Annotated in this window: 18 protein-coding genes; 5 read left to right on the forward strand and 13 right to left on the reverse strand. The window is 51.2% G+C overall.

Annotated elements, in window-relative coordinates:
• Window positions 1–31 precede the first annotated feature (31 nt).
• On the reverse strand, window positions 32–847 hold the full coding sequence (locus N24_RS10850; RefSeq protein WP_096456872.1) for a DivIVA domain-containing protein: 816 nt from the start codon (window positions 845–847) through the stop codon (window positions 32–34).
• Window positions 848–1,065: 218 nt separating this feature from the next.
• Between N24_RS10850 and N24_RS10855 the strand changes: the two genes are divergently transcribed.
• Complete coding sequence (locus tag N24_RS10855) at window positions 1,066–2,700, forward strand: ATP-binding cassette domain-containing protein (RefSeq protein WP_096456874.1); 1,635 nt, start codon at window positions 1,066–1,068, stop codon at window positions 2,698–2,700.
• Between the two features lie 17 nt (window positions 2,701–2,717).
• A complete protein-coding gene (locus N24_RS10860) occupies window positions 2,718–4,229 on the forward strand; it encodes an amino acid ABC transporter ATP-binding/permease protein (RefSeq protein WP_231910993.1) in 1,512 nt (503 codons plus the stop codon).
• A 40-nt stretch (window positions 4,230–4,269) separates the two neighbouring features.
• Here N24_RS10860 and gdhA read toward each other — a convergent pair whose 3' ends face one another.
• Window positions 4,270–5,613 (reverse strand): NADP-specific glutamate dehydrogenase, encoded by a 1,344-nt coding sequence (gdhA, locus tag N24_RS10865; protein ID WP_096456878.1) that lies wholly within the window; start codon window positions 5,611–5,613, stop codon window positions 4,270–4,272.
• Window positions 5,614–6,257: 644 nt separating this feature from the next.
• On the opposite strand from gdhA, the gene N24_RS10870 reads away from it, so the two are divergent.
• Window positions 6,258–7,367: a glycerate kinase gene (locus tag N24_RS10870; protein WP_096456880.1), complete on the forward strand. Its 1,110-nt coding sequence runs from the start codon at window positions 6,258–6,260 to the stop codon at window positions 7,365–7,367.
• On the opposite strand, the gene N24_RS10875 is transcribed toward N24_RS10870, so the two are convergent.
• A complete protein-coding gene (locus N24_RS10875; protein WP_096456882.1) occupies window positions 7,364–7,762 on the reverse strand; it encodes a hypothetical protein in 399 nt (132 codons plus the stop codon). The two genes, N24_RS10870 and N24_RS10875, sit on opposite strands and share 4 nt — an antisense overlap.
• Window positions 7,763–7,792: 30 nt before the next feature.
• On the opposite strand from N24_RS10875, the gene N24_RS10880 reads away from it, so the two are divergent.
• Window positions 7,793–9,121: a DUF4921 family protein gene (locus tag N24_RS10880; protein WP_096456884.1), complete on the forward strand. Its 1,329-nt coding sequence runs from the start codon at window positions 7,793–7,795 to the stop codon at window positions 9,119–9,121.
• Window positions 9,122–9,168: 47 nt separating this feature from the next.
• A complete protein-coding gene (locus N24_RS10885) occupies window positions 9,169–10,446 on the forward strand; it encodes an amidohydrolase (protein WP_096456886.1) in 1,278 nt (425 codons plus the stop codon).
• A 44-nt stretch (window positions 10,447–10,490) separates the two neighbouring features.
• On the opposite strand, the gene glgP is transcribed toward N24_RS10885, so the two are convergent.
• The 10 genes from glgP to priA form a co-directional block, all read right to left on the reverse strand.
• Window positions 10,491–13,049 carry an alpha-glucan family phosphorylase gene (gene glgP / locus N24_RS10890; RefSeq protein WP_167382088.1) on the reverse strand — a complete coding sequence of 853 codons (2,559 nt, stop codon included), beginning with the start codon at window positions 13,047–13,049 and terminating at the stop codon, window positions 10,491–10,493.
• A 40-nt stretch (window positions 13,050–13,089) separates the two neighbouring features.
• Window positions 13,090–13,992 (reverse strand): VOC family protein, encoded by a 903-nt coding sequence (locus N24_RS10895; RefSeq protein WP_096456888.1) that lies wholly within the window; start codon window positions 13,990–13,992, stop codon window positions 13,090–13,092.
• A gap of 306 nt (window positions 13,993–14,298) precedes the next feature.
• Window positions 14,299–15,726, reverse strand: coding sequence for a pyruvate kinase (pyk, locus tag N24_RS10900; protein WP_096456890.1), 1,428 nt, complete (start codon window positions 15,724–15,726; stop codon window positions 14,299–14,301).
• Window positions 15,727–15,932: 206 nt separating this feature from the next.
• A complete protein-coding gene (gene lgt / locus N24_RS10905) occupies window positions 15,933–16,877 on the reverse strand; it encodes a prolipoprotein diacylglyceryl transferase (protein WP_096460091.1) in 945 nt (314 codons plus the stop codon).
• Window positions 16,878–16,988: 111 nt separating this feature from the next.
• Window positions 16,989–17,774, reverse strand: coding sequence for a beta/alpha barrel domain-containing protein (locus N24_RS10910; protein WP_096456892.1), 786 nt, complete (start codon window positions 17,772–17,774; stop codon window positions 16,989–16,991).
• Between the two features lie 79 nt (window positions 17,775–17,853).
• Complete coding sequence (locus N24_RS10915) at window positions 17,854–18,513, reverse strand: TIGR02234 family membrane protein (RefSeq protein ID WP_096456894.1); 660 nt, start codon at window positions 18,511–18,513, stop codon at window positions 17,854–17,856.
• Window positions 18,514–18,541: 28 nt separating this feature from the next.
• On the reverse strand, window positions 18,542–18,898 hold the full coding sequence (hisI, locus tag N24_RS10920) for a phosphoribosyl-AMP cyclohydrolase (RefSeq protein WP_077312615.1): 357 nt from the start codon (window positions 18,896–18,898) through the stop codon (window positions 18,542–18,544).
• On the reverse strand, window positions 18,898–19,671 hold the full coding sequence (gene hisF, locus N24_RS10925) for an imidazole glycerol phosphate synthase subunit HisF (RefSeq protein ID WP_096456896.1): 774 nt from the start codon (window positions 19,669–19,671) through the stop codon (window positions 18,898–18,900). The genes hisI and hisF overlap by 1 nt, the downstream gene beginning before the upstream one ends.
• A 1-nt stretch (window position 19,672) precedes the next feature.
• Entirely contained in the window at window positions 19,673–20,500 is an 828-nt protein-coding gene (locus tag N24_RS10930) for an inositol monophosphatase family protein (protein ID WP_096456898.1), read from the reverse strand.
• Between the two features lie 3 nt (window positions 20,501–20,503).
• Window positions 20,504–21,244, reverse strand: a complete 741-nt coding sequence (priA, locus tag N24_RS10935) for a bifunctional 1-(5-phosphoribosyl)-5-((5-phosphoribosylamino)methylideneamino)imidazole-4-carboxamide isomerase/phosphoribosylanthranilate isomerase PriA (RefSeq protein ID WP_096456900.1) — start codon at window positions 21,242–21,244, stop codon at window positions 20,504–20,506.
• Window positions 21,245–21,247: the final 3 nt, after the last annotated feature.

Here is a 21,247-nt window from a genome sequence, read left to right on the forward strand (position 1 = left end):
TTAATATAACTGAGCTAAACGGCTTGACTGTTTAGTAATCACGGTCGTCGCGGTCATAATCCCGGTCGTAGTCGCGTCCGTATTCCCTGTCGTAGCTTCGCTCGTAGTCACGGTCGTAATCTCCGCGTGCTGCAGGTTGCTCTTCGCGTGGTTCCCTGCCGGTGGCTCCTGCACCTCGGCGCAATGCGGAACGATCAGCTGTTACAGAACGCAGCGTGGTGGATAGTGAGGTTTCAAATTCAGCAAGCTTCGAGTCCACGTATTCATCGCATTCATTGCGCAACTTGTTGGAATCAGCATGTGCTGCATCAACAATACGATGTGCTTCTTCCATAGAGCGACGAACCACTTCCGCTTCACTGACCAGGCGTTCTTGCTCGGCTTGGCCTTCTGCGACTGCCCGGCGGTAGGCATCATTGCCGGAATTAACCAGGCGCTCAGATTCAGCTTGCGCGCGCTCAGTCACGCTATTTGCTTCTCGACGCGCATCCCCAACAATTCGATCCGCCGTGTCATTAGCTTTACCGACGACAGATTGGGCATGCTTGGTGGCATCTTCCACCATGGCGTCTGATTCTTCGGTGGCACGGGCAAGAAGGTTTCGTGCCTCATTTTCGGCGTCATCAACAATGGCGATAGCTTTTTCTTCAGCTTCACGGATAACGCCATCACGGTGGTCTAACACATCTTGCGCATCATCAAGTTCCACTGGCAGCGCATCGCGCAAATCATCTAACAGCGCGAGCACTTCCTGACGTGGAACCACGCAGTTTCCGGTCATGGGAACGCCGTATGCGCGTTGAACGGCTTGAACTAAATCATCCAGTGCTTCGAAGACCTTGTACATGCGGTTAATCGTACTGAAAACCTAGACCGCTTGCGTGTGGCGCGCCTAGTTCCAGCTGGGTATTTTTTACCAAACCAGCATGTAAAGCACCATTTAGATCATATTCGAAAACTTTTCCGATCAGCCCCGGGGGAAGGCCGTGTCCCAGCCTCAAGCTAGCCTTAGTTCTTGAAGAATCAAGGTGGATTTAGCACAAGTGCGGAAAGGTTGTGGTGGATATGCGTTCACTGCTTCGTGATATCCCTGCAGTGGGTTGGCTATTGACTGCACTAATTGTGGCGCGGATGGTAGTAATTACCCTGGTCATTATCGGTTTTGGGCTGCTTATCGACGCCCCCTCGCCCACTCAATCAGCGCCTTTTTGGTGGGTGCTCGCTGGTGCCATCACAGCAGCTGCACTGCTGTGGGCGGAGGCTGTTTTACCCCAGCGTCTTCGAGCGAGAACTGAAAGCGTATGGCGTAAACAATTAGCACGTAAGAACTTAGGTCTTTCATCCACGGGCCACGATGACGCGCACATAATCACCTTGGCTACAGAGGCAACAACGAAAGCCTCAACATATACCGTGCTATTTTTAGGCCCATTTTTTGCAGCGTTCTTAGCACCAATTGCGGTGATCATCGTGATTGGGCTAGCTCTGTCATGGTCGATTGCTGGACTCTTAAGTATCGGATTGTGCATCATTCCGTTTGTCATTTCCTGGGCTCAGCGCATGCTCAAAGGAGCTGGTGCTGGATATGGTCGAGCTGCTGGGCAACTAGCTGGAGTCTTTTTAGAATCGGTGCGCACGTTGGGTACCACGATGATGCTCAACGCCACCGGTTCTCGGCGCCGCTTGATTGAACACCGGGCTGAAAAAATGCGATCGCAAGTGATGTCGTTGTTGTACCGAAATCAACTGATGATTTTGGTCACCGACGGTGTTTTTGGCATTGCCACCACTACTGTTGCCGTAGTTTTAGCTGTTGCCAGCTACTCCACGGAAACATTGACGCTTGGCCAAGCCATTGCGCTTGTTTTACTCGCACGTCTGCTGATTGATCCCATCAACCGAATGGGTCGGACTTTTTATACTGGCATGGCCGGCAAGCCGTCTTTGATAGCAATCAATAAAGCTCTTGCCACTCCCCCTGCAGTTACTGCTGCACCATCAACTAACAATTCTGTGCTGGTTGATGGTGACCTCAACATTAGTAATCTCACCATCAGCCGCGGCGACACAGAGATAATCAACGGAATTTCTTTTGCTGTTTCTAAGGGCTCACATGTAGCCATTGTGGGGCCAAGTGGTGCTGGAAAATCTTCACTCGCCCTTGCACTATCAGGTCTTTTAGATTTTGAGGGCACCATTTCTATTGGTGGACATGATTGCACCATGGATGATCTACGCGCCTCGATTAGTTTCGTTCCGCAATCCCCCACCTTGTTTAGCGGAACCATTGCGTCCAATATCGATCTCGCCAACACCGGGGTGGACTCCGCAGAAATCCACAGCCTCCTTCTCGGAGACGAACTTCCTGCTGATCTTGCAGTTGGCGAAACCGGAAAAGGCGTATCTGGCGGACAAGCTGCACGTATTTCCATTGCCCGGGGACTTATGAAGAACTCTCGGATAGTCGTTTTTGATGAAGCCACAGCACAACTCGACTACGCAAATGCCAAGCAAGTACGCAAATCAGCTAAATCCCTTGACTGCACATTGCTTGAGATCACCCACAGACCTTCAGAAGCCCTCGACGCCGATATCATTGTGGTCTTAGAAAACGGATCCATCACCATGATCGATACTCCCGAACAAGTATCTGCACACAATGCGTTTTTCCGCCAAGCAGTATTGGAGGAACAACATTGATCACCAGGCTTTTAAAGTTGGCCTCTACGGTATGGGTCGAGCTCAGTGCCTCCTCACTATTGCGTTTAGGCAATCAACTTTTCACTGCAGCTTTACTCCTTGTTCCCGTCTGGATCCTTCTCTACCGTCCAGACGTCTCCCTTATCGCTATCGCCGCCATCATGGCGTTCATCGCCATCATCGGAGCTGCATGCCGATGGGGTGAGCAAGTATGCGGCCACCGCGCCGCCTTTGGGCTGCTTGCCCACATGCGCGTGATGCTTTACGACGCCATCATCCGCAAAGGTAGCCCCGCAACGCCTAATGGCAGTGGCTCCATCATGTCGGTTGCTACCCGCGACATTAACTCCATTGAAGTATTTTTTGCGCATACTATTGGCCCCGCGATCACTGCGGTGATCCTCAGTGTGGCAGGTGTGGCAACGCTGACCATGCTTGATCCTGTGGCGGGGCTAATTGGCTTAATCGGCATCATTATCGCGTGGTTAATCCCACTGATTGGAAAGAATTCAACCAACAACGAAGCCACACAACGTGGTAACATTGCCCAGCATTTAACTGAAGACGCATCAGGGCGTTTAGAGATCAACTCTCATAGTGCCATTGAGGTTCGACTAAAAGCCCTGGGTGACAAAGAACAAGGCTTGCACCACGAGGTCACCCAACAAGGCTTGATCGTAGGATTGCGACAGGGATTAGCCTTGTTGTGGCCATGGATTTCCGCAGCCCTCATGGTGGTCTTAGTTCCTGATTCTGGTGTTTTAGCCGCCGCTATTATCGTGGCTTTATCCCCATCATTAGATGCAGTGGAAGGTTTCGCCCGCACGATGCCCACTGCGTTAAATAGTGCCCGGCGCTACTTCTCTATCATTGATGCACCAATTGTCATTGCAGAACCCACAAATCCACAGCCACTACCGCAAGGACCACTTGGTATCTGCATCGAAAACGTTAATGTAGGCAAAACAGGTTCGGTTTCTTTAAAAATTGCAGCCGGTGAACATATTGGCATCACCGGCCCCAGCGGTAGTGGCAAATCCACGCTGGCCAAAATGATCGTCAAACTCGCCAAACCAGATTCAGGCACCATCACCATCGCCGGCGTAGATATCGCAGATGTTTCTTCTACCGAACTGCGAGAAGCTATCACTATGGTGGAACAACGGTCAGTGCTTTTTAGAGGCAGCGTTTTAGATAATTTGCGGGTGGGCAATCCGGAGCTGTCTGAAGAAGAAGCTACAAAGGTGTTGAGGCGGGCGTCGATAAGCGAGCTACCTTTGGACAAGGACGCGCTAAAGCTATCTGGCGGGCAGCAACAACGGCTCTGCCTGGCGCGTGCTTTGGCACGCAACCCGAGGGTGTTGATTGTCGATGAAGCCACCAGCCATCAAGATGCACTGCATCAGTCTGAACTTGCCACGATGTTGTCCTCGTTGACCGATACCACCGTGATTATCATTGCCCACCGCAAAGCAGCGCTTAGCCACGTGGATCGTGTGATTGAGCTGCAGAATGTGCAAAATCCCTGACCTACACATGAGATCAGGGATTTTAAGTGACTCAGGGTGATTAAATAACGCCCTGTGCAAGCATTGCGTCGGCAACCTTCTTGAAGCCAGCAATGTTTGCGCCCACGACGTAATCGTTCTCGTGGCCATATTCTGCTGCGGTTTCAGCACAGGTCTTGAAGATGTTCTTCATGATCACCTGCAGGCGCTCGTCGGTGTACTCGAAGCTCCAGGAATCGCGGGAAGCGTTCTGCTGCATCTCAAGTGCAGAGGTTGCCACACCACCGGCGTTTGCTGCCTTGCCAGGTCCGAAGCGGATATCGCGCTCGCGGAAGACCTCAACAGCTTCAGGGGTGGAAGGCATGTTTGCGCCTTCAGCGACGAAGCGGCAGCCGTTGTCTGCAAGGGTCTTTGCGTTCTCACCGTCAAGCTCGTTTTGAGTTGCACAAGGAAGTGCAATGTCACACTTGAGATCCCAGATGGAACCATCGGTGTGGTAGGTTGCGCCTTCGACCTCTTCTGCGTACACGGATACGCGGGCACGACGCTCTTCCTTAATTTCGCGGAGCTTAGCCACATCGACGCCGTTCGGGGTATGGACCCAGCCGCTGGAGTCAGAGAAAGCAATGACTGTTGCGCCCAGTTCCTGCGCCTTTTCAATGGCATAGGTTGCCACGTTTCCGGAACCAGAAACGATGACCTTCTGGCCTTCGATGGACTCGCCCTTTGCCTTGATCATTTCATGGACAAAGTAGACGCAGCCGTAGCCGGTTGCTTCAGTACGGACCAGGGATCCACCCCAGGTCAGACCCTTACCAGTCAAGACACCGGACTCGTGCTGGTTTGCCAGACGGCGGTAGTGTCCGAACAGGAAGCCGATCTCACGGCCACCAACTCCGATATCACCTGCAGGAACGTCGCGGTATTCACCAATGTGGCGGTGCAGCTCAGTCATGAAAGACTGGCAGAATCGCATGATTTCCAGCTCTGATTTGCCCTTAGGGTCAAAGTCAGATCCACCCTTACCGCCACCGATTGGCAAGCCGGTCAGGGAGTTCTTAAAGATCTGTTCAAAACCAAGGAACTTAACAATGCCAAGGTTGACTGAAGGGTGGAAACGCAGACCACCCTTGTATGGACCAAGTGCAGAGTTGAACTGCACACGGAAACCACGGTTGACCTGGACCTGGCCTTCATCGTCTACCCAAGGTACACGGAAGATGAGCTGGCGTTCTGGCTCGCACAGGCGCTGGATGAGGCCATAATCAGCGTAATGAGGGTCCTTCTCCAGGACGATCTTCAATGATTCCAAAACTTCCGCCACTGCCTGGTGAAATTCAGGCTCTCCGGCGTTGCGCTTCAGAAGCATGTCGTAATAGTTCGAGACCTGCTCATCAACTGTCATGATTTCCTCGTTCCCATCTCGGCTGTACATACCCGCACATTTTTAAGGTCTTGTTCATCACAGGCACTGCTGTTAAAACACCATTGTTTATCCTAGGTGCTTTCCCACGCATTTGGGCTATGAAAAAAATAATCTCGACACTTTGAAAATCTGCATGTACATCAACCGGCTTGTCATACCTAACGGTTAATAGTTTTAAACTACGGGTGCCCTAAAGAGCAACTTTTTGCTTTGAGACTTAACTCACTGCAGGCATTTAGGCTGGTAAATGCTCACGTTCAATTATGACAGCGTGCCACTGATATGACCACAAAGATTCAAAATTGGTGAAAAATTTCTTTAGGTTTATCAATTTTGTCACACCAAAAAGGCCGGTAACTGCACAAAAACATCACGTGCATTAAATTCATCCGCTCGTCAATTAATACCAGTTGCCGAACTGGTTATATAACCTACCCTCTCCAGCTAGCCCTGCGACAGCGGAGAGGCCGCCATTTTTGAAAGGAGTTTTGCTCCGCGGTCTTAGTTTTCTACTCCCACTCACCACAGATCACATGAAGATAAAAAGCCACCATTAGGATGAGAGAGTCAAAGACACACGCATTTACACCACAACAACTAGTCACGCTGTATGAAAGGCAACAATGACCAATCCCGCACTCAGCCCGTCGATTATTATCGCCCCTGATTCCTTCAAAGGAACTGCCACCGCATCTGAAGCTGCAACGTATTTAGGTGAAGGCGTTTTAGAAGTGCTCCCCGAGGCTTCTATTACTTTGGCACCCATGGCTGATGGTGGCGAAGGAACCTCGGCAGTTTTCGACGGTGAGGTCATAACATTACCCACGACCAACGCCGCAGGACTTCTCACCGAAGCCAGTTACACGTTCGACCCATCAACTAATACTGCATATATTGACATCGCCGCAGCCTCCGGCTTACCGGCTGTTGCCGACAATCCAGTTCCCACCACCGGAGACACCTACGGAACCGGTGTTCTTATAGCCGACGCTGTTACCCGCGGCGCAACCCGTATCGCACTTGGGCTTGGCGGCTCGGCCACCACTGATGCTGGTTCAGGAATTTTAATCGCACTTGGAGCAGTCCCACGTAACAAAGCGGGATACGCTCTGCGCACCGGCGGCGCCGACCTGATCAACCTCGACTACATCGACACCGCAGAGCTGAATATCCCAGCAGCAGCCGTCGAATGGATCCTTTTAACCGATGTCGACGCCCCAGCCACCGGCCCACACGGTGCCGCCAGGGTATTCGGCCCCCAAAAAGGTGCTACAGAAAAAGATATTTTGCTTCTCGACGCCGCCCTTGGCCACACCTGCGCCCAATTACAAGTTGATGGCACAAAGCCAGGAATGGGCGCAGCGGGTGGCATCGCGATTGGATTGACATGGCTGTCCACCCTCATGCACGGAAACGGCGAACACATTCACATCCTGCCCGGCGCGCCATTGATTGCCAGGTCCAACGGTATTGAAGCAGCACTGCCAGACACCGATCTTCTCATTACTGGTGAAGGCAAGCTTGATTCGCAATCGTTTACCGGGAAGGTCGTGGGCACTTTGCACGCGTTGGCGCAATCTCATGGTGTCGATCTTGCAGTAGCAGCCGGAGGAGTGGAATCAGGTATTCCAGATGATTTCTTGGCTGTGGAAATGATTAAATCCTCCGACGTTGCAGCACAATTACGTGATGCTGGGCGGAGGATCGCTGAAGACTACTTGTCAAAAAACTAGCGCAGGATTTCAACTGCCCAGGGATATACGGCAGGAACTTCATAGGCCAATTCTTGCTCAAGGAGGAAGGCATCCTTGGGCAGATCCGCTGGCGGGGTGAGAAGACGTGCAAAAATCATGGTGATTTGGTTGACGGATCCTTTTACCCCGTCGACTTCAATCAGGTAACGATTCACCGATGACTCTTCAAGTTCAGCATCTTCATGTTCATCGCGGTATGTCTGGCGGAGTTGTTCCTCAACGGCTTGTGGTACTTCGACTGCTGGATCATGAACGACAACGCCATGTTCCATCAGACCTTTATCAATCAAGAGGTTGGATACCACGGAAAATCGTCCCGCTAATGCGATGGAATCAGCGTCTGGGACTAACACATCAAATTGAATCTTCGGCATAACTCCACAGTAGACAATAGCCTTGAGGGTATGACTAGCCCCCATTCTTTTTCAGCCACCCCCATTCGCACAATGGCAGATGGCACGATTAAACAAATTCACCCTTTCACGGGCACGGAAGTGTGGACTGTCCCAGGTCGTGGAAATCGACCGCTGTTACATAACGCTTCAACAAGTATCGAACTGTCAGCGAAGGATCACACCTCCTACTGCGCATTTTGCTCTGACAACATGCTCTCCACTCCTCCAGAAAAATCGAGAATAGTTATTGGCGATAACGGTGAATTCGACATTATTCGTGGAGTATTACCGGATGAACTTGCCGCTACGACTCCAGAATTCCGACGAGTGCCTAACCTTTTTGAAATCGTTTCCTTTGACTATTGGCACCATAACTTTGGATTCGACATGGATGCTGAAACCGCGATGCGCATGTCGCAGTATTTAGCCACTCCTCAGGGTCGCGATCATGTGCTCGCGATTGTTCGGACAAGGATTGCAGCTGCTGGTGATGATCCCAGCACGATGACCGAAAGCGAGTTGTTAGAAAAAGCACCAGGTTATTTTGCAGGTGGTCATGACGTGATCATTGGGCGTCGCCATTTTGTAGACAACGCAACGACCACAGACCAGCTAGCTTCATCTGGAACGTTGACGTTGAGCGAGCACGAAGCCTTTATTCGTTTAACAGTCGACGGCATCGACGAACTTTATCGGCGCAACCGCTATGTTCCCTATGTGGTGGCGTTTCAAAACTGGTTGAAACCAGCGGGCGCTTCTTTTGACCATCTGCACAAACAATTGGTCGCCATTGATGAACGCGGACGGCTTATTGCTGATGAACTGCATCATCTGCGCCGAAACCCCAATATGTACAACGAATTAGCTGTAGATTACGCCGGGTACCACAATCTGATAATCGCTGAAAATGACCACGCTGTAGCGTTCGCCGGTTTTGGGCACCGTTACCCCACCATTGAGATTTATTCTAAATCTCCAACCCCAGAGCCTTGGTTGCACACTGATGAAGAGCTTAAATCCATGAGCGACCTGATTCACGCTTGCCATGCAGCAACCGGTGCAGATGTTCCCTGCAATGAGGAATGGGTCCACAAACCAATCGATGTTGATATGCCCATGCCGTGGCATGTGATGATCAAATGGCGGGTATCTACAATCGCAGGCTTTGAAGGTGGGACCAAGGTGTATTTGAATACGTTGTCTCCGCACAATGTTCGTGATCGAGTAGTCAAAGAAATGTATCGTTTACGCGATGAAGAAGAAATCGCACCAAATCTGCGCATTGCAATGGAATGCGCAGTGGAGCGCAACAGTTTGAAATACAATCCTTTGCTGTAGTGCGGTGTTATTTAGTGTGGCGATTCGGGTGCTCTACTATCTAATCCATGAGCCGCATTTCAGAACTTCTAAGCAATCATGGTGTTGATCTGTCGTGGCAGGAAGCTGCATATCAAGACTTCCACGAGCATCCCGAGCTTTCTGGCTTTGAATCAGAAACGGCGGATCGCATCCAAAAACACCTCAAACGTTTTGATTGCGAGGTGATTCCAAATGTCGGCGGTTACGGGATTTTGGCTGTTTTCCGAAACAGTAACAACAGCACAGACGTAAAAGATTCAGGGCCTGTTGCACTGATGCGCGCTGATTTTGATGGCCTGCCCGTCAAAGAACTTACCGGCGTGCCTTTTGCATCAACGAGGATGCGCCCGCATGAAGGCTCCAATGTTCATGTCATGCATGCTTGTGGCCACGATGTGCACGTCACCGCACTGTTGGGTGCATGTGCCATTCTGGATCAGCGTAGAGATGCATGGGAAGGTACCTTTATTGCACTATTCCAGCCATCTGAGGAAAACTCCCAAGGTGCTAACAAAATGGTTGCTGGAGGTTTAGTTGATTTAATTCCTCGCCCTGATGTGTGCTTTGGTCAGCACGTTGTCCCAGGAGCTGCCGGCACAGTGATGAGTATGCCCGGTGGTGCTTTGGCTGCGTGTGATTCCATTGAGATCCGTATTCAGGGGCGAAGCGCCCACGGATCGATGCCCCATAATTCCATTGATCCCACATTTGTAGCGGCAATGATTGTTGTTCGGCTTCAAGGCATCGTTGGACGAGAGGTTTCTCCGGAAGATTTTGCAGTGATTTCAGTGGGCACATTGCATTCCGGAAACACCAACAACACCATTCCAGCGCAAGCTCGATTGGTGTTGAACTGTCGTTTTTACAATGACAAGGTCAAACACAAGGTCTACCGCGCGATCGAACGGGTAGTTCGCGCAGAATGCATGGCATCAGGAATCGAAGAAGAACCAGTAATTGAATACTTTGCTCATGGTGATCTCACCGACAACACACCGGCGGTATTTGAAACTATCCGGCCTGTCTTTGATGAGGTCTTTGGTGCAGACTCGATTGATGCCTACCGCTGGACTGCGTCTGAGGATTTCCCTTCAATCCCCAAAGCGTTCAATAGCCCCTACCTGTACTGGACTATTGGCGTAACCCCCCGCGGGCTGTGGGAACAAGCGGTTGAAAATGATCGGGTGGCACTTGATGTTCCAGCCAACCACATGGGTAATTTCTTACCGGACTATGAACCAACAATGCATGCTGCAACTCGAGCGGCTGCAGCTGCGCTGCTGACCTACCTGGGTAAAAACTAAAAAAATTTCCTGGCCACACCAAGATAGGTGGCCAGGAAATTTTCTTATTGCTGAATGTAGGTAATCAACCGGGTTTCTGCGGGACTGACCAGCATCTTGTTGTGTGGCACCACGCGAGCGGTAACACCGTATTCACCTGGTAGATCGGTTGTGATGGTGGCTGAGTACGTGCCATCACCACGTGGATCGAGAACAATAATCTCAGGGTCTTTGATCTCACCATCTGATCCAAGCGGGCCGAAAAGGGCCTGAGTTTGGAACTCGTCGTCGACAAGCGAACCGGAATCAACGCGGACGCTGACCTTGATCTCCTGCGCCGTGATGGCGCTCTCGCTGATGTTCAGGTCTGTGATCTGAACCCCGGCCCACTCGGTCTTGATGTACTCAAGCCAGGCCGCATATTCCGCGGCTTTGGCAGGATCAGCAATCAGTTGTGCCTGGTGCTTGGTTGGGCGGTAGTACTGCATGGTGTAGTCACGAACCATGCGGGTGGATGTGATCATCGGTGACAGCGTGGTCCATGATTCACGGACCAAATCAAGCCACTGCTGCGGGATACCGTTTTTGTCCCGCTTGTAAAACAGCGGTGCTACTTCATTTTCAAGCAGGTCATACAGCGCCTGGGATTCCAAGTAATCACGGTGCTCTAGATCTGGGGACTCCACAGTGGGGATTGTCCAACCAGTGGTTTCCTTAGGCATTTCATCCCACCAGCCATCAGAAATGGACAGGGTCAAACCACCGTTCATCACGGCCTTCATGCCAGAAGTACCTGAAGCTTCCTGAGGACGAACCGGGTTATTCAACCACACATCTGCACCAGAGATGAGGTAGCTGGCCAGATTGATGTCATAGTCAGGGAGGAAGAGGAAACGATCACGGATTCCGGCGTCATCAGAGAACTGGACGATTTCCTGCATGAGCTTCTTGCCACCCATATCGTGCGGGTGCGCTTTACCAGCGATGACAAACTGCACTGGGCGGTCCTTGTTCAGCAAAATTGACCGCAGCCGCTCTGGGTTGCGCAGCATTAACGTTAGACGCTTGTAGGTGGATACACGGCGCGCAAAACCGATGGTGAGCACGTTTGGGTCAAGAACGCGTGAGGTCCATGCAAGTTCTGCCTCAGTGTGTCCGCGGTGTGCCCATGATTTAGCTGTTGCAGCTCGGGCGACATCAACTAGGTCAGCGCGGAATTTATTGCGCACTTTCCACAGCTTCTCCGATTTCACCGCCTGTGGGTTTTCCCAGGTGTCAGTAACGGCTAGATCCGCTCCCCCAGCGACCCGGCCAATGAGCTCCTTCATCTCAGGCTTGACCCATGTCGGCAGGTGAACACCGTTGGTGACGTGCCCGATGGGCACCTCACGGGGCTCATATCCGGGGTACAGGCCAGCAAACATGGCCCGGCTTACTTCACCATGAAGCTTTGCGACGCCATTGGCGTGCTGACTTGCCCGAAGACCCATGTGTGCCATGTTGAAGCGATAAGGATCAGATTCACGACCCAACTCCAAAGCCTTCTCAATTGGAACGCCAACGCACAGCTGCTGATCTTCTGGCTGGCCTTCACCTAGGTAGCGGCGCACCATCTCCATATCAAAGCGGTCAATACCTGCTGGGACTGGCGTGTGGGTGGTGAAAATATTAGATGCGCGGACCTGCTCAAAAGCAGCTGGGTAATCCATTCCATCTGCAATACGCTCACGGATACGCTCTAAGGTAAGGAAACCTGCGTGGCCTTCATTAAGGTGTGCAACTGAAGGGCGCTTGATTCCACGAGCATCACAGAATGCATTGACAGCACGTACACCACCAACACCAAGAACTAGTTCCTGCTTGATGCGGTGTTCATTGTCTCCGCCGTACAGGCGGTCGGTAACACTGCGTAGTTCTTCTGGGTTTGCGTCAATATTGGTATCAAGAAGCAGCAATGGGATTCGCCCGACGTTAGCCACCCACAAAGCAATTTCTACTTTTTGTGCACCAGGGTACGTCAGAGAAACAGTAATTTGTTTTCCGTTTTCATCTGTTACCGCTTCAATGGGAAGCTGTGCTGGATCATGGTATTTGTATTCTTCCTGCTGCCAGCCATCACCAGACAGTGACTGGGTGAAGTAACCATGAGTGTAGAGCAAACCAACACCAATCAGTGGCACACCCAAATCTGATGCTGACTTCATGTGATCGCCAGCAAGAACACCCAACCCGCCGGAGTAAATCGGGAGGCTTGGGTGGATACCAAATTCCATGGAGAAGTATGCGACTAGAGGATCCCCCGCAGCTTCAGCATTATCCGTGGTGTTTTGGTACCACAGCTGATCACTGAGGTATTCACTGAGGTTTTGCTCTTCATCATTGACCCGCCCCAAATACTCATCATCACAGCTGAGAAATTGCAGACGAGACGCAGGTGCCTGAAGGAGCATCTGCTTTGGATCTTCATCAAGCTGTTCCCACAACGTTGGATCAATATCGCGGAACAGCTGTTTGGTTTCCTCCCGCCAAGACCAACGCAGGTTATGCGCGAGTTTTACAAGAGGCTGGAGAGGGTTAGGAAGTTCATTTTTAAACTGGACTATGCCTGATGGTTTCACAGCCATAAACCTAGCCTGAGATTGAGCTTCCTGCTACCGGAATGAGCTAACGATTTAGAAGTTCATCGGTAGAAACACCTGGAAGTGACACCGTAATGTGCGTTCCCCACGGATCCAGGGTGGTTACTGAGGTTCCGTTGTCGGAAAAATCCTGCCCCTTTAGGCGCTCAACCAACATGTCAAGGTCTTCCCTACCTGGAACAATAACTGCCACATCTGCAAGGCCTAGGGTTGCTGCACGAGGGCCTGCACCAGCGGAGTTCCACGTGTTCATTGCCACATGGTGGTGGTATCCGCCTGCAGAGGCGAAAAGTGCATTAGGGATTGAAGTGGTGGCATCAAAACCGATCTTGTCCACGTAGAATTCACGTGCTCTTTCTACGTTTCCCACCTGCAGGTGAACGTGGCCGATGCTGGCCGGCAAAATGGCAGTGTTGTTCAAAATGGTTTCAGTTAAGTGACTCTGCAGGTATTGGTTTGGGTCAAGGTAGATAGTGTCCATGCGTACGTCACCGTTATCTGCATATTTCCATGCACTGCGAGGGCGATCGACATAAAGCTCAATGCCATTACCTTCTGGGTCGGTGAAGTAAAAAGCTTCAGACACTAAGTGATCAGAAGATCCCACAAAGCGGGAGCGTGGCTCCTGTGCCGCGCGGTATACGGTAGCCGCCAAGCTTGCTTGGGTGTCAAAGAGGAATGCAGTGTGGTAAAGGCCAGCTTGACGTGGATCAACTGCTGGAAGACCAGGTGTGGAGATCAGTCGAAGAAGTGGGGTGCCATTGCGGCCAAGTACTCGGTGGACTTCCTTGCCATGGACTTTTTCCTCCATTGGCTCCAAAGAAAGAATGGCCGAGTAGTAGCTGGACATCCCTTCGAGGTCTCCTACACGCAGGCTAACTGCGTCCATGAAAGTAGCGCTGTTAATGCTTTGTTCAAGAAGTGGCATTGTTTTTCATCCTTTTGTAATCGCTGTTGTGTTTTGCTGTTGACACCATCATGCACCAATTTACTTTCCGTGTCAAGTAAATTGTTTTAAGTGCGCGACAACCAGGAGAAATACACCCTCCACTACGTCTTCACGCATGGGTTAAAAGACATTTTGCGGCCCGCATCGATGAGGTACTTCCCATGAGCGATTTCCATACGTACGCCGGACACCCAATGGCATTATCCGCACTCCCCGACCCCTTGAAATAAGAAAATGCGCTGACATCAATCTAGATGTCAGCGCATTTTTAACCCTAAAGAGTTTTTAAGGCTTTGCGATCCTCGTATCATCACCCAAGAGGTGAACGTGAATCATGTTGGTATTACCGGTTACTCCAGGAGGTGAACCTGCAACAACAACCATCATGTCGCCCTTGTTGTACTCCGGCATGGCCAAAAGCGCACGGTCAACTTCACGCATCATGTCGTCAGTATCACTGACTGGTGGGCACAGGAATGTGGTTGCGCCCCATGTCAGTGCCAACTCTGAACGAACGGCCTGGTTTGGAGTAAACACCAATAGCGGAAGATGGCTGTGCAAACGTGCCAAACGCTTAGCAGTGTCACCAGAAGTGGTAAACGCTACTAGCGCTCGTGCGTTGAGGCGCTCTGCGATATCGCGTGCAGAGTAGGAAATCACGCCACGCTTGGTGCGTGGAATGTGAGTCAGGTCGGGAACGCGACCATCAGTCTCTGCGAAGCGCACAATTCGAGCCATTGTGCGAACAACGTTGTGAGGATCCTTACCCACGGATGTTTCACCGGACAGCATGACTGCATCTGCACCGTCAAGTACGGCATTAGCCACGTCGGAGGCTTCTGCACGGGTTGGGCGGGAGTTCTCAATCATTGAGTCCAGCATCTGGGTTGCCACGATCACTGGCTTTGCGTTTTCACGAGCAATTTGGATTGCGCGCTTTTGCACCAGTGGAACTTCTTCCAGTGGAACCTCAACACCAAGGTCACCACGTGCAACCATGATGGCATCGAATGCTAGAACAATTGGCTCCAGGGATGCGACGGCCTCTGGCTTCTCCAGCTTGGCGATGACAGGGACACGACGGCCTTCTTCATCCATGATCTTGTGAACTAGTTCCGCGTCGGCCGGGGAACGCACAAAGGACAGTGCAATGAAGTCAACGCCCAGCTTCAACGCGAAGCGCAGGTCGCGGATGTCTTTTTCAGACAATGCAGGAACAGAGATATCCATGCCAGGCAGAGATACGCCCTTGTTATTCGAAACTGGTCCACCTTCAACGACTTCACAGATAACGTCGTTGCCTTCTACTGCAACGCAAACGAGTCCCACCTTGCCATCATCAACCAGCAGACGGTCGCCTGGCTTGGCATCTTTAGCGAGGTTTTTGTAGGTGGTGGACACACGGTCGTGTGTTCCTTCTACGTCGTCGACGGTGATTCGAACAGTTTCACCGTTCTCCCACACGGTTGCGCCGTCAGTGAAACGGCCAAGACGGATCTTTGGTCCTTGGAGGTCAGCGAGAATACCGACTGCACGGCCGGTCTTTTCTGTTGCCTCACGAACCCACTTGTAGTTTTGCTCATGGTCTGGGTGATCGCCGTGGGAGAAGTTGAGGCGAGCAACATCCATGCCATCTTCTACCAAACGCAGAATTCCTTCTGCACTAGCCACGGCTGGGCCTAGGGTACATACAATCTTAGTTCGTCTATCCACGCACCTAAGCCTAGTACGTCACCACCCCACAAGCCACAGGTATTACCTTTAATTTCCGGCGAGACAACTCACTAAAAGCACGAACAGACATGCTTTTATGCGTTTGACGTGCCTAAACCAGAAAAGACCGGGCACCCGCAAAGCGAACCGGGCACACGGTTTTCAATCTAAAGTATCTGACAAGCCAAAGCTTTTATGGTCAAATACTATCGCCTAGGTGGCGTTTCACTATCGTCATCTTTTCCTGCTACAGCAACCGTTTTGTCGCCATCTTCTCCACTTTGCGCTTGAGCTTGAAAATAAGTGGGATCAACAACTTCCGGGGTTTCTCTACCCTTTTTCAAAATGAAGAACACGATAACTGCACCGGCGAAAACCACTGCAGAAACAATGGTGTTGATACGGATGCCTCCAATGAGAGTCGCCTCATCCACCCTCATCTGTTCAATCCAGAAACGGCCCAAGGTATAGCCCGCAACATAAAGTGCAAAGACCCGACCGTGGCCGAGTTTAAAGCGTTTGTCCGCCCACATCAACAAGGCGAAGATCAGTAGGTTCCAGAGCAATTCATACAGGAAAGTTGGGTGCACGGTTGCCATGATTTCACCGGTAGAAGTTCCTGACACCGGTGAGAATTTTCCGTTTTCATCTACACGGTAGTAAATTTCCAAAGCCCAAGGCACTGTGGTTTCAGCACCATACAGTTCCTGGTTAAACCAGTTTCCAAGGCGACCTATTCCTTGAGCCAAAATAACACCGGGTGCCACCGCATCTGCAAATGGTGCCAGGGGAAGTTTCTTGTATCGGAAATATGCTGCTACAGCCAAGCCACCAAGAATGACAGCACCCCAGATACCCAGTCCACCATTGGTAATTTTTAGAGCATCAACCGGATTACAGGTATCGCAGAAATACTTTTGGTTATCAGTTATTACGTGATAAATACGGCCGCCAATGATTCCCGCAGGAACAGCAACGATCGCAACATCAAGTACCATTTCAGGGTTTCCGCCACGCGCAGCGTACCGCTTTCGAGTAAGCCAAATGGCAACAATGATGCCAGCGATAATGCACATTGCATAAGCCCTAATGGGAATAGGACCCAAGTACCACACACCTTGCGGTGGAGATGGAATAGCGGCCAAGGTCATGACATCCACAACGTATACCTAACAGTCAGGCGACAAGTAATGCCCCTTAATCTAGCAAGAGCCCATACATCCACGCCTGCTGCCCCATTTGTGGACGGCATTAAGACTCCACTACCTCGATGGGCACGCTGGATGCATACCTGCGGTCACCAGAGATTTAGCCGTTGCCAACTCTGTATGCGGCACAAAAATGGCGTCTGCTGAATACCGCGCGAAAGCCATTAATTCTTTTGCAGTGCTACAGCCACCCAATGCAATGCGAGCAACTTCTTTTGGCATGAACTTACAAATTCCTGAAAACGCTTCAGGCAAAGAAAGCGTTCCGGTATAACCAGTGATATCGATCGCTACTACGGATGCACCTGCATCAACCGCACGATGTGCCTCTTCATGGTTGCGCACCGAAACAATGGCTGTCATCCCTAAAGATTCTGTGCGATCAACGAGTGATTCCAAGCGTGCCTGTTCCATCGCCCACACGGGCAGCTGAAGAGCATCAATACCCATGACGCGTGCTTCGTGGATTTGATAAGGATCAATAATTGGATCGTGAAGCAAAATCGGAATATCTACTTCAGTTTTAATATCTTTAATATCGCGTGCCGCGGAATCAAAATGCCCTCTACGCACGGTGTAGGCAAGCATAGATGCACCAAAACTTGCCACCTGCGCAGCATAATCCACATGATCTGAATGGTCCGACCAGTTTGATGTGAAACGATCAAAGGCGACTACAACATTACATCCAGATGAGAAAAAGACTGAAGCAATATCGAAAGCCGCCGTTAGACCTGCAGAACGAGATTTAGTTTTCACTTCTTGGAAACCAAGCGTTGCTTCTCGAGCGGAAATTTCCGCAGCTATTTCCATCAGCATGCGGTTCTCTGTTGCAACCATGCCCCAACCTCCTTCCAACCAATGCTGTGTTTAAGGTTATCCCGAACACACATGGCGAAAGAAATCAGGGGGCTACTACCTAGCTATGACCTGGTGATTCTTTTGATTTTGAACCCTTCTCAGTGAAGTCGATGTCTTCATCAAGTGCGTCCCACATCACACGTCCTGAGTCTGGCTCTTGCTCTAAATCGGTGTGGATTTTTTCCGCACGAGCCTGTTTGCGTTCATACTGATTGCTCTTAGCGGTGTCTTCTCCTGGACGCATTGCAAGGACAATGCCACCAACAAGCGCCAAGGCACAACCAATCATGGCCACCACGGCTGCCAACGGATGAGCAGTGATATTGGTAATTTCTGCCCAATCTGACAGCAATGTACCTGAGTTAGCTTTTTGATTTGCCACACCTGATGTCAGCAGCGTGCGCGCACGCTCAGCATCTGGATCTTGGGTAAGCAATGAAAGTGGTGACAGACTTGCTCCGATGGCGATCAGCGCTGCGATACCACCGACGATACGCCGACCAAAACTGCGTAACACCAAGGCAGCAGCGAATGCCGCAAGCAGCGCAAGAGCCAACGCCATGATTTCTGTTGACCAGGTTGCACCCACGATTGATTGGGTAACACTTCCTGATTTGTCATCGAAAGCCTCGATGGTGATCCAGTTCATGCGTGAGCTGATCCAGACAACCAGGGCGCCAGCTCCAATTCCTAAGGCTGACAGCACGCGTGGCTTCATAAGAATTCTTCCTTAATCGTTGTTGCTTTTACAGCAAAACGTCATTGTCGAAACATGTGTGGGCACCAGTGTGGCAGGCTCCCCCAGTTTGTTTCACGGTCAGAAGAACAGTATCGCCATCACAGTCGAGGGCAACGCCTGTTACTTCTTGGACGTTTCCAGAGGTTAAACCTTTGATCCAGTATTCATTGCGCGAACGGGAAAAATAAGTTCCCTGCCGTGTCGCCAGTGTATACGCAAGTGCGTGGGTATCCATCCAGGCCATCATGAGGACTTCCTTGGTGCCTTCCGCCTGCACGATTGCCGGCACGAGGCCGGCGTCGTTAAGCTTTAAACGCTTTTCGACGTCCCAATCCAGCTTAAAATCTTTCGGATTATCCCCCATTACCGCACCTCAAATCCAGCGTTTTTAATGGCACCTTTGACTTCTGCGATGGTGACTTCGCGGAAATGGAAGATGGTGGCAGCAAGGACCGCATTGGCTCCGGCTTCTACAGCTGGTGGGAAATGTTCAGCCTTGCCAGCTCCACCAGAAGCAATGACTGGAATGGACACTGCTGCGCGGACTTTTTCTAGCAGTTCAAGATCGAAGCCGTTTTTGGTGCCGTCGCCGTCCATGGAGTTCAGCAAGATCTCTCCGACTCCAAGCTCTTCGCCACGTTTTGCCCATTCAATGGCATCAAGTTCAGCCGATTTGGAACCACCGTGAGTGGTGACCTCAAATCCAGAAGGCTGCGGAGTACCACCTTCCGGCACACGCCTGGCGTCAACAGACAGCACAATGCATTGAGCGCCAAAGCGTTGGGAAAGCTCAGACAAAAGCTCAGGGCGTGCAATCGCAGAGGTATTCACCGAGACTTTGTCTGCGCCAGCACGAAGCAATTGATCAACGTCTTCTTCGCTGCGTACACCGCCACCAACGGTAAGAGGAATAAACACCTGATCAGCAGTACGACGCACCACATCAAGCATGGTGCCACGACCGTGCTTGGAGGCGGTGACATCAAGGAAGGTTAATTCATCGGCACCTTCCTCGTCGTAACGCTTTGCCAATTCCACTGGATCGCCAGCATCGCGGAGGTTTTCAAAGTTGACGCCTTTAACCACCCGTCCGTTGTCCACGTCCAGGCAAGGGATAACTCGAATTGCCACGCCCATATTAAAAGTGCTCCTCATTAGGTGACTGTCCATGACCTGCTTCTGCATGCATGGACCGAACTTTTTCAATCTTACTTAACAGCACATCGTGGGCCTTTTTTGTTCCTGCTACTACACCTTTACCAGGCACCCACGGCCCACCTTCTGTGTCTGTCACGTGCGCTCCAGCTGCGCGCATCAGCATGACGCCTGCTGCGTTGTCCCACACATGCGGACTAAAAGAAACACAAGCTCCAAAAATACCCTGTGCGGTAAAAGCTAAATCCACACCCACTGATCCGGTGATGCGAGGACGGAGATAACTTTCGGTCAGCTCAGTGAGTAAATCACGGCGCAGTTCTGCTGGAAAAGCGGTGTTTCGGGGTGAGGCCATTGAGCTAAACCCAATGTGAGACACCAAGCTGGATTGTTCTTGGAGTGGTTCTTGGGGTTGACCATTAATCATTAACGGTGAACCTTCATAGGCACTTAATCGCTTGCCCAGCATTGGCATGGACGTTACGCCAAGAACCGGCTGGTCATCCACAAGCAATGACACCAAAATCGCACTCATGGGGTTGGACGCTGCAAAGTTAGCAGTGCCATCGATGGGATCAATAACCCACCGTGTTCCAGACGTTGCTCCCCCGCCCTCTTCGCCGATGACATCGATGCCTGTCATCATGTTGAGCATCTGGCGCATATGGGATTCGATGGCCATATCCACCTCTGTGGCAAAATCCCCAGGGGATTTCAAAAGCGCAGGTGCAGCGCCGAAACCTTGGGTAAACAAGGCTTCGGCATCATCGACAACGGCCTCAGCTATGGCCAACATCCCACGGGCATCCATAAATTAACCGAGCTTCTCCACAGCGCTTAGTGCTTCTGCGAGGGTGAACTTGTGCTCGTACAAAGCTTTTCCAATGATGACAGAGTCAATGCCCTCATCTTGATACTTAGCCAACTCTAGAACGTCTTCCAGCACCGAGATGCCTCCTGAAGCAACAATTGGTGCATCGGTTGCAGCAGCAACCTCGCGCAACAATTCCACATTCGGTCCACTCAAGGTGCCGTCCTTGGACACATCTGTCACCACAAAACGGGAGCAGCCCTGAGAATCAAGGCGTTCTAGAACTTCCCAGAGATCTCCACCATCGGAAACCCACCCATTGCCACGGGTGCGCCACTCGCCATCTTCCAAACGCACAGCGATATCAACAGCAATCTTCTCGCCATACCGCTTAATTGCAGAAGCAATCCACTCTGGCTTTTCCAACGCTGCCGTACCGATGTTTACTCGGCGTGCGCCGGTTGCCAAAGCGCGCTCTAGGGATTCATCATCACGAATACCGCCAGTAAGCTCGACATCAACATCAAGCTTGCCGACGATTTCCGCCATCATCTCATGGTTTGATCCACGGTTAAACGCAGCATCAAGATCAACAAAGTGCAGCCACTGTGCACCCTGCTCCTGCCATTTCAACGCAGACTCCAACGGGGTGCCATAGGACTTCTCAGTGCCGGCTTCACCCTGATCCAAACGAACTGCTTGTCCGTTAACCACATCAACTGCAGGAAGAATTGTAAAAGTCATGGT

Origin of the sequence: Corynebacterium suranareeae, from assembly GCF_002355155.1 — a bacterium.
Lineage (GTDB): Bacteria > Actinomycetota > Actinomycetes > Mycobacteriales > Mycobacteriaceae > Corynebacterium > Corynebacterium suranareeae.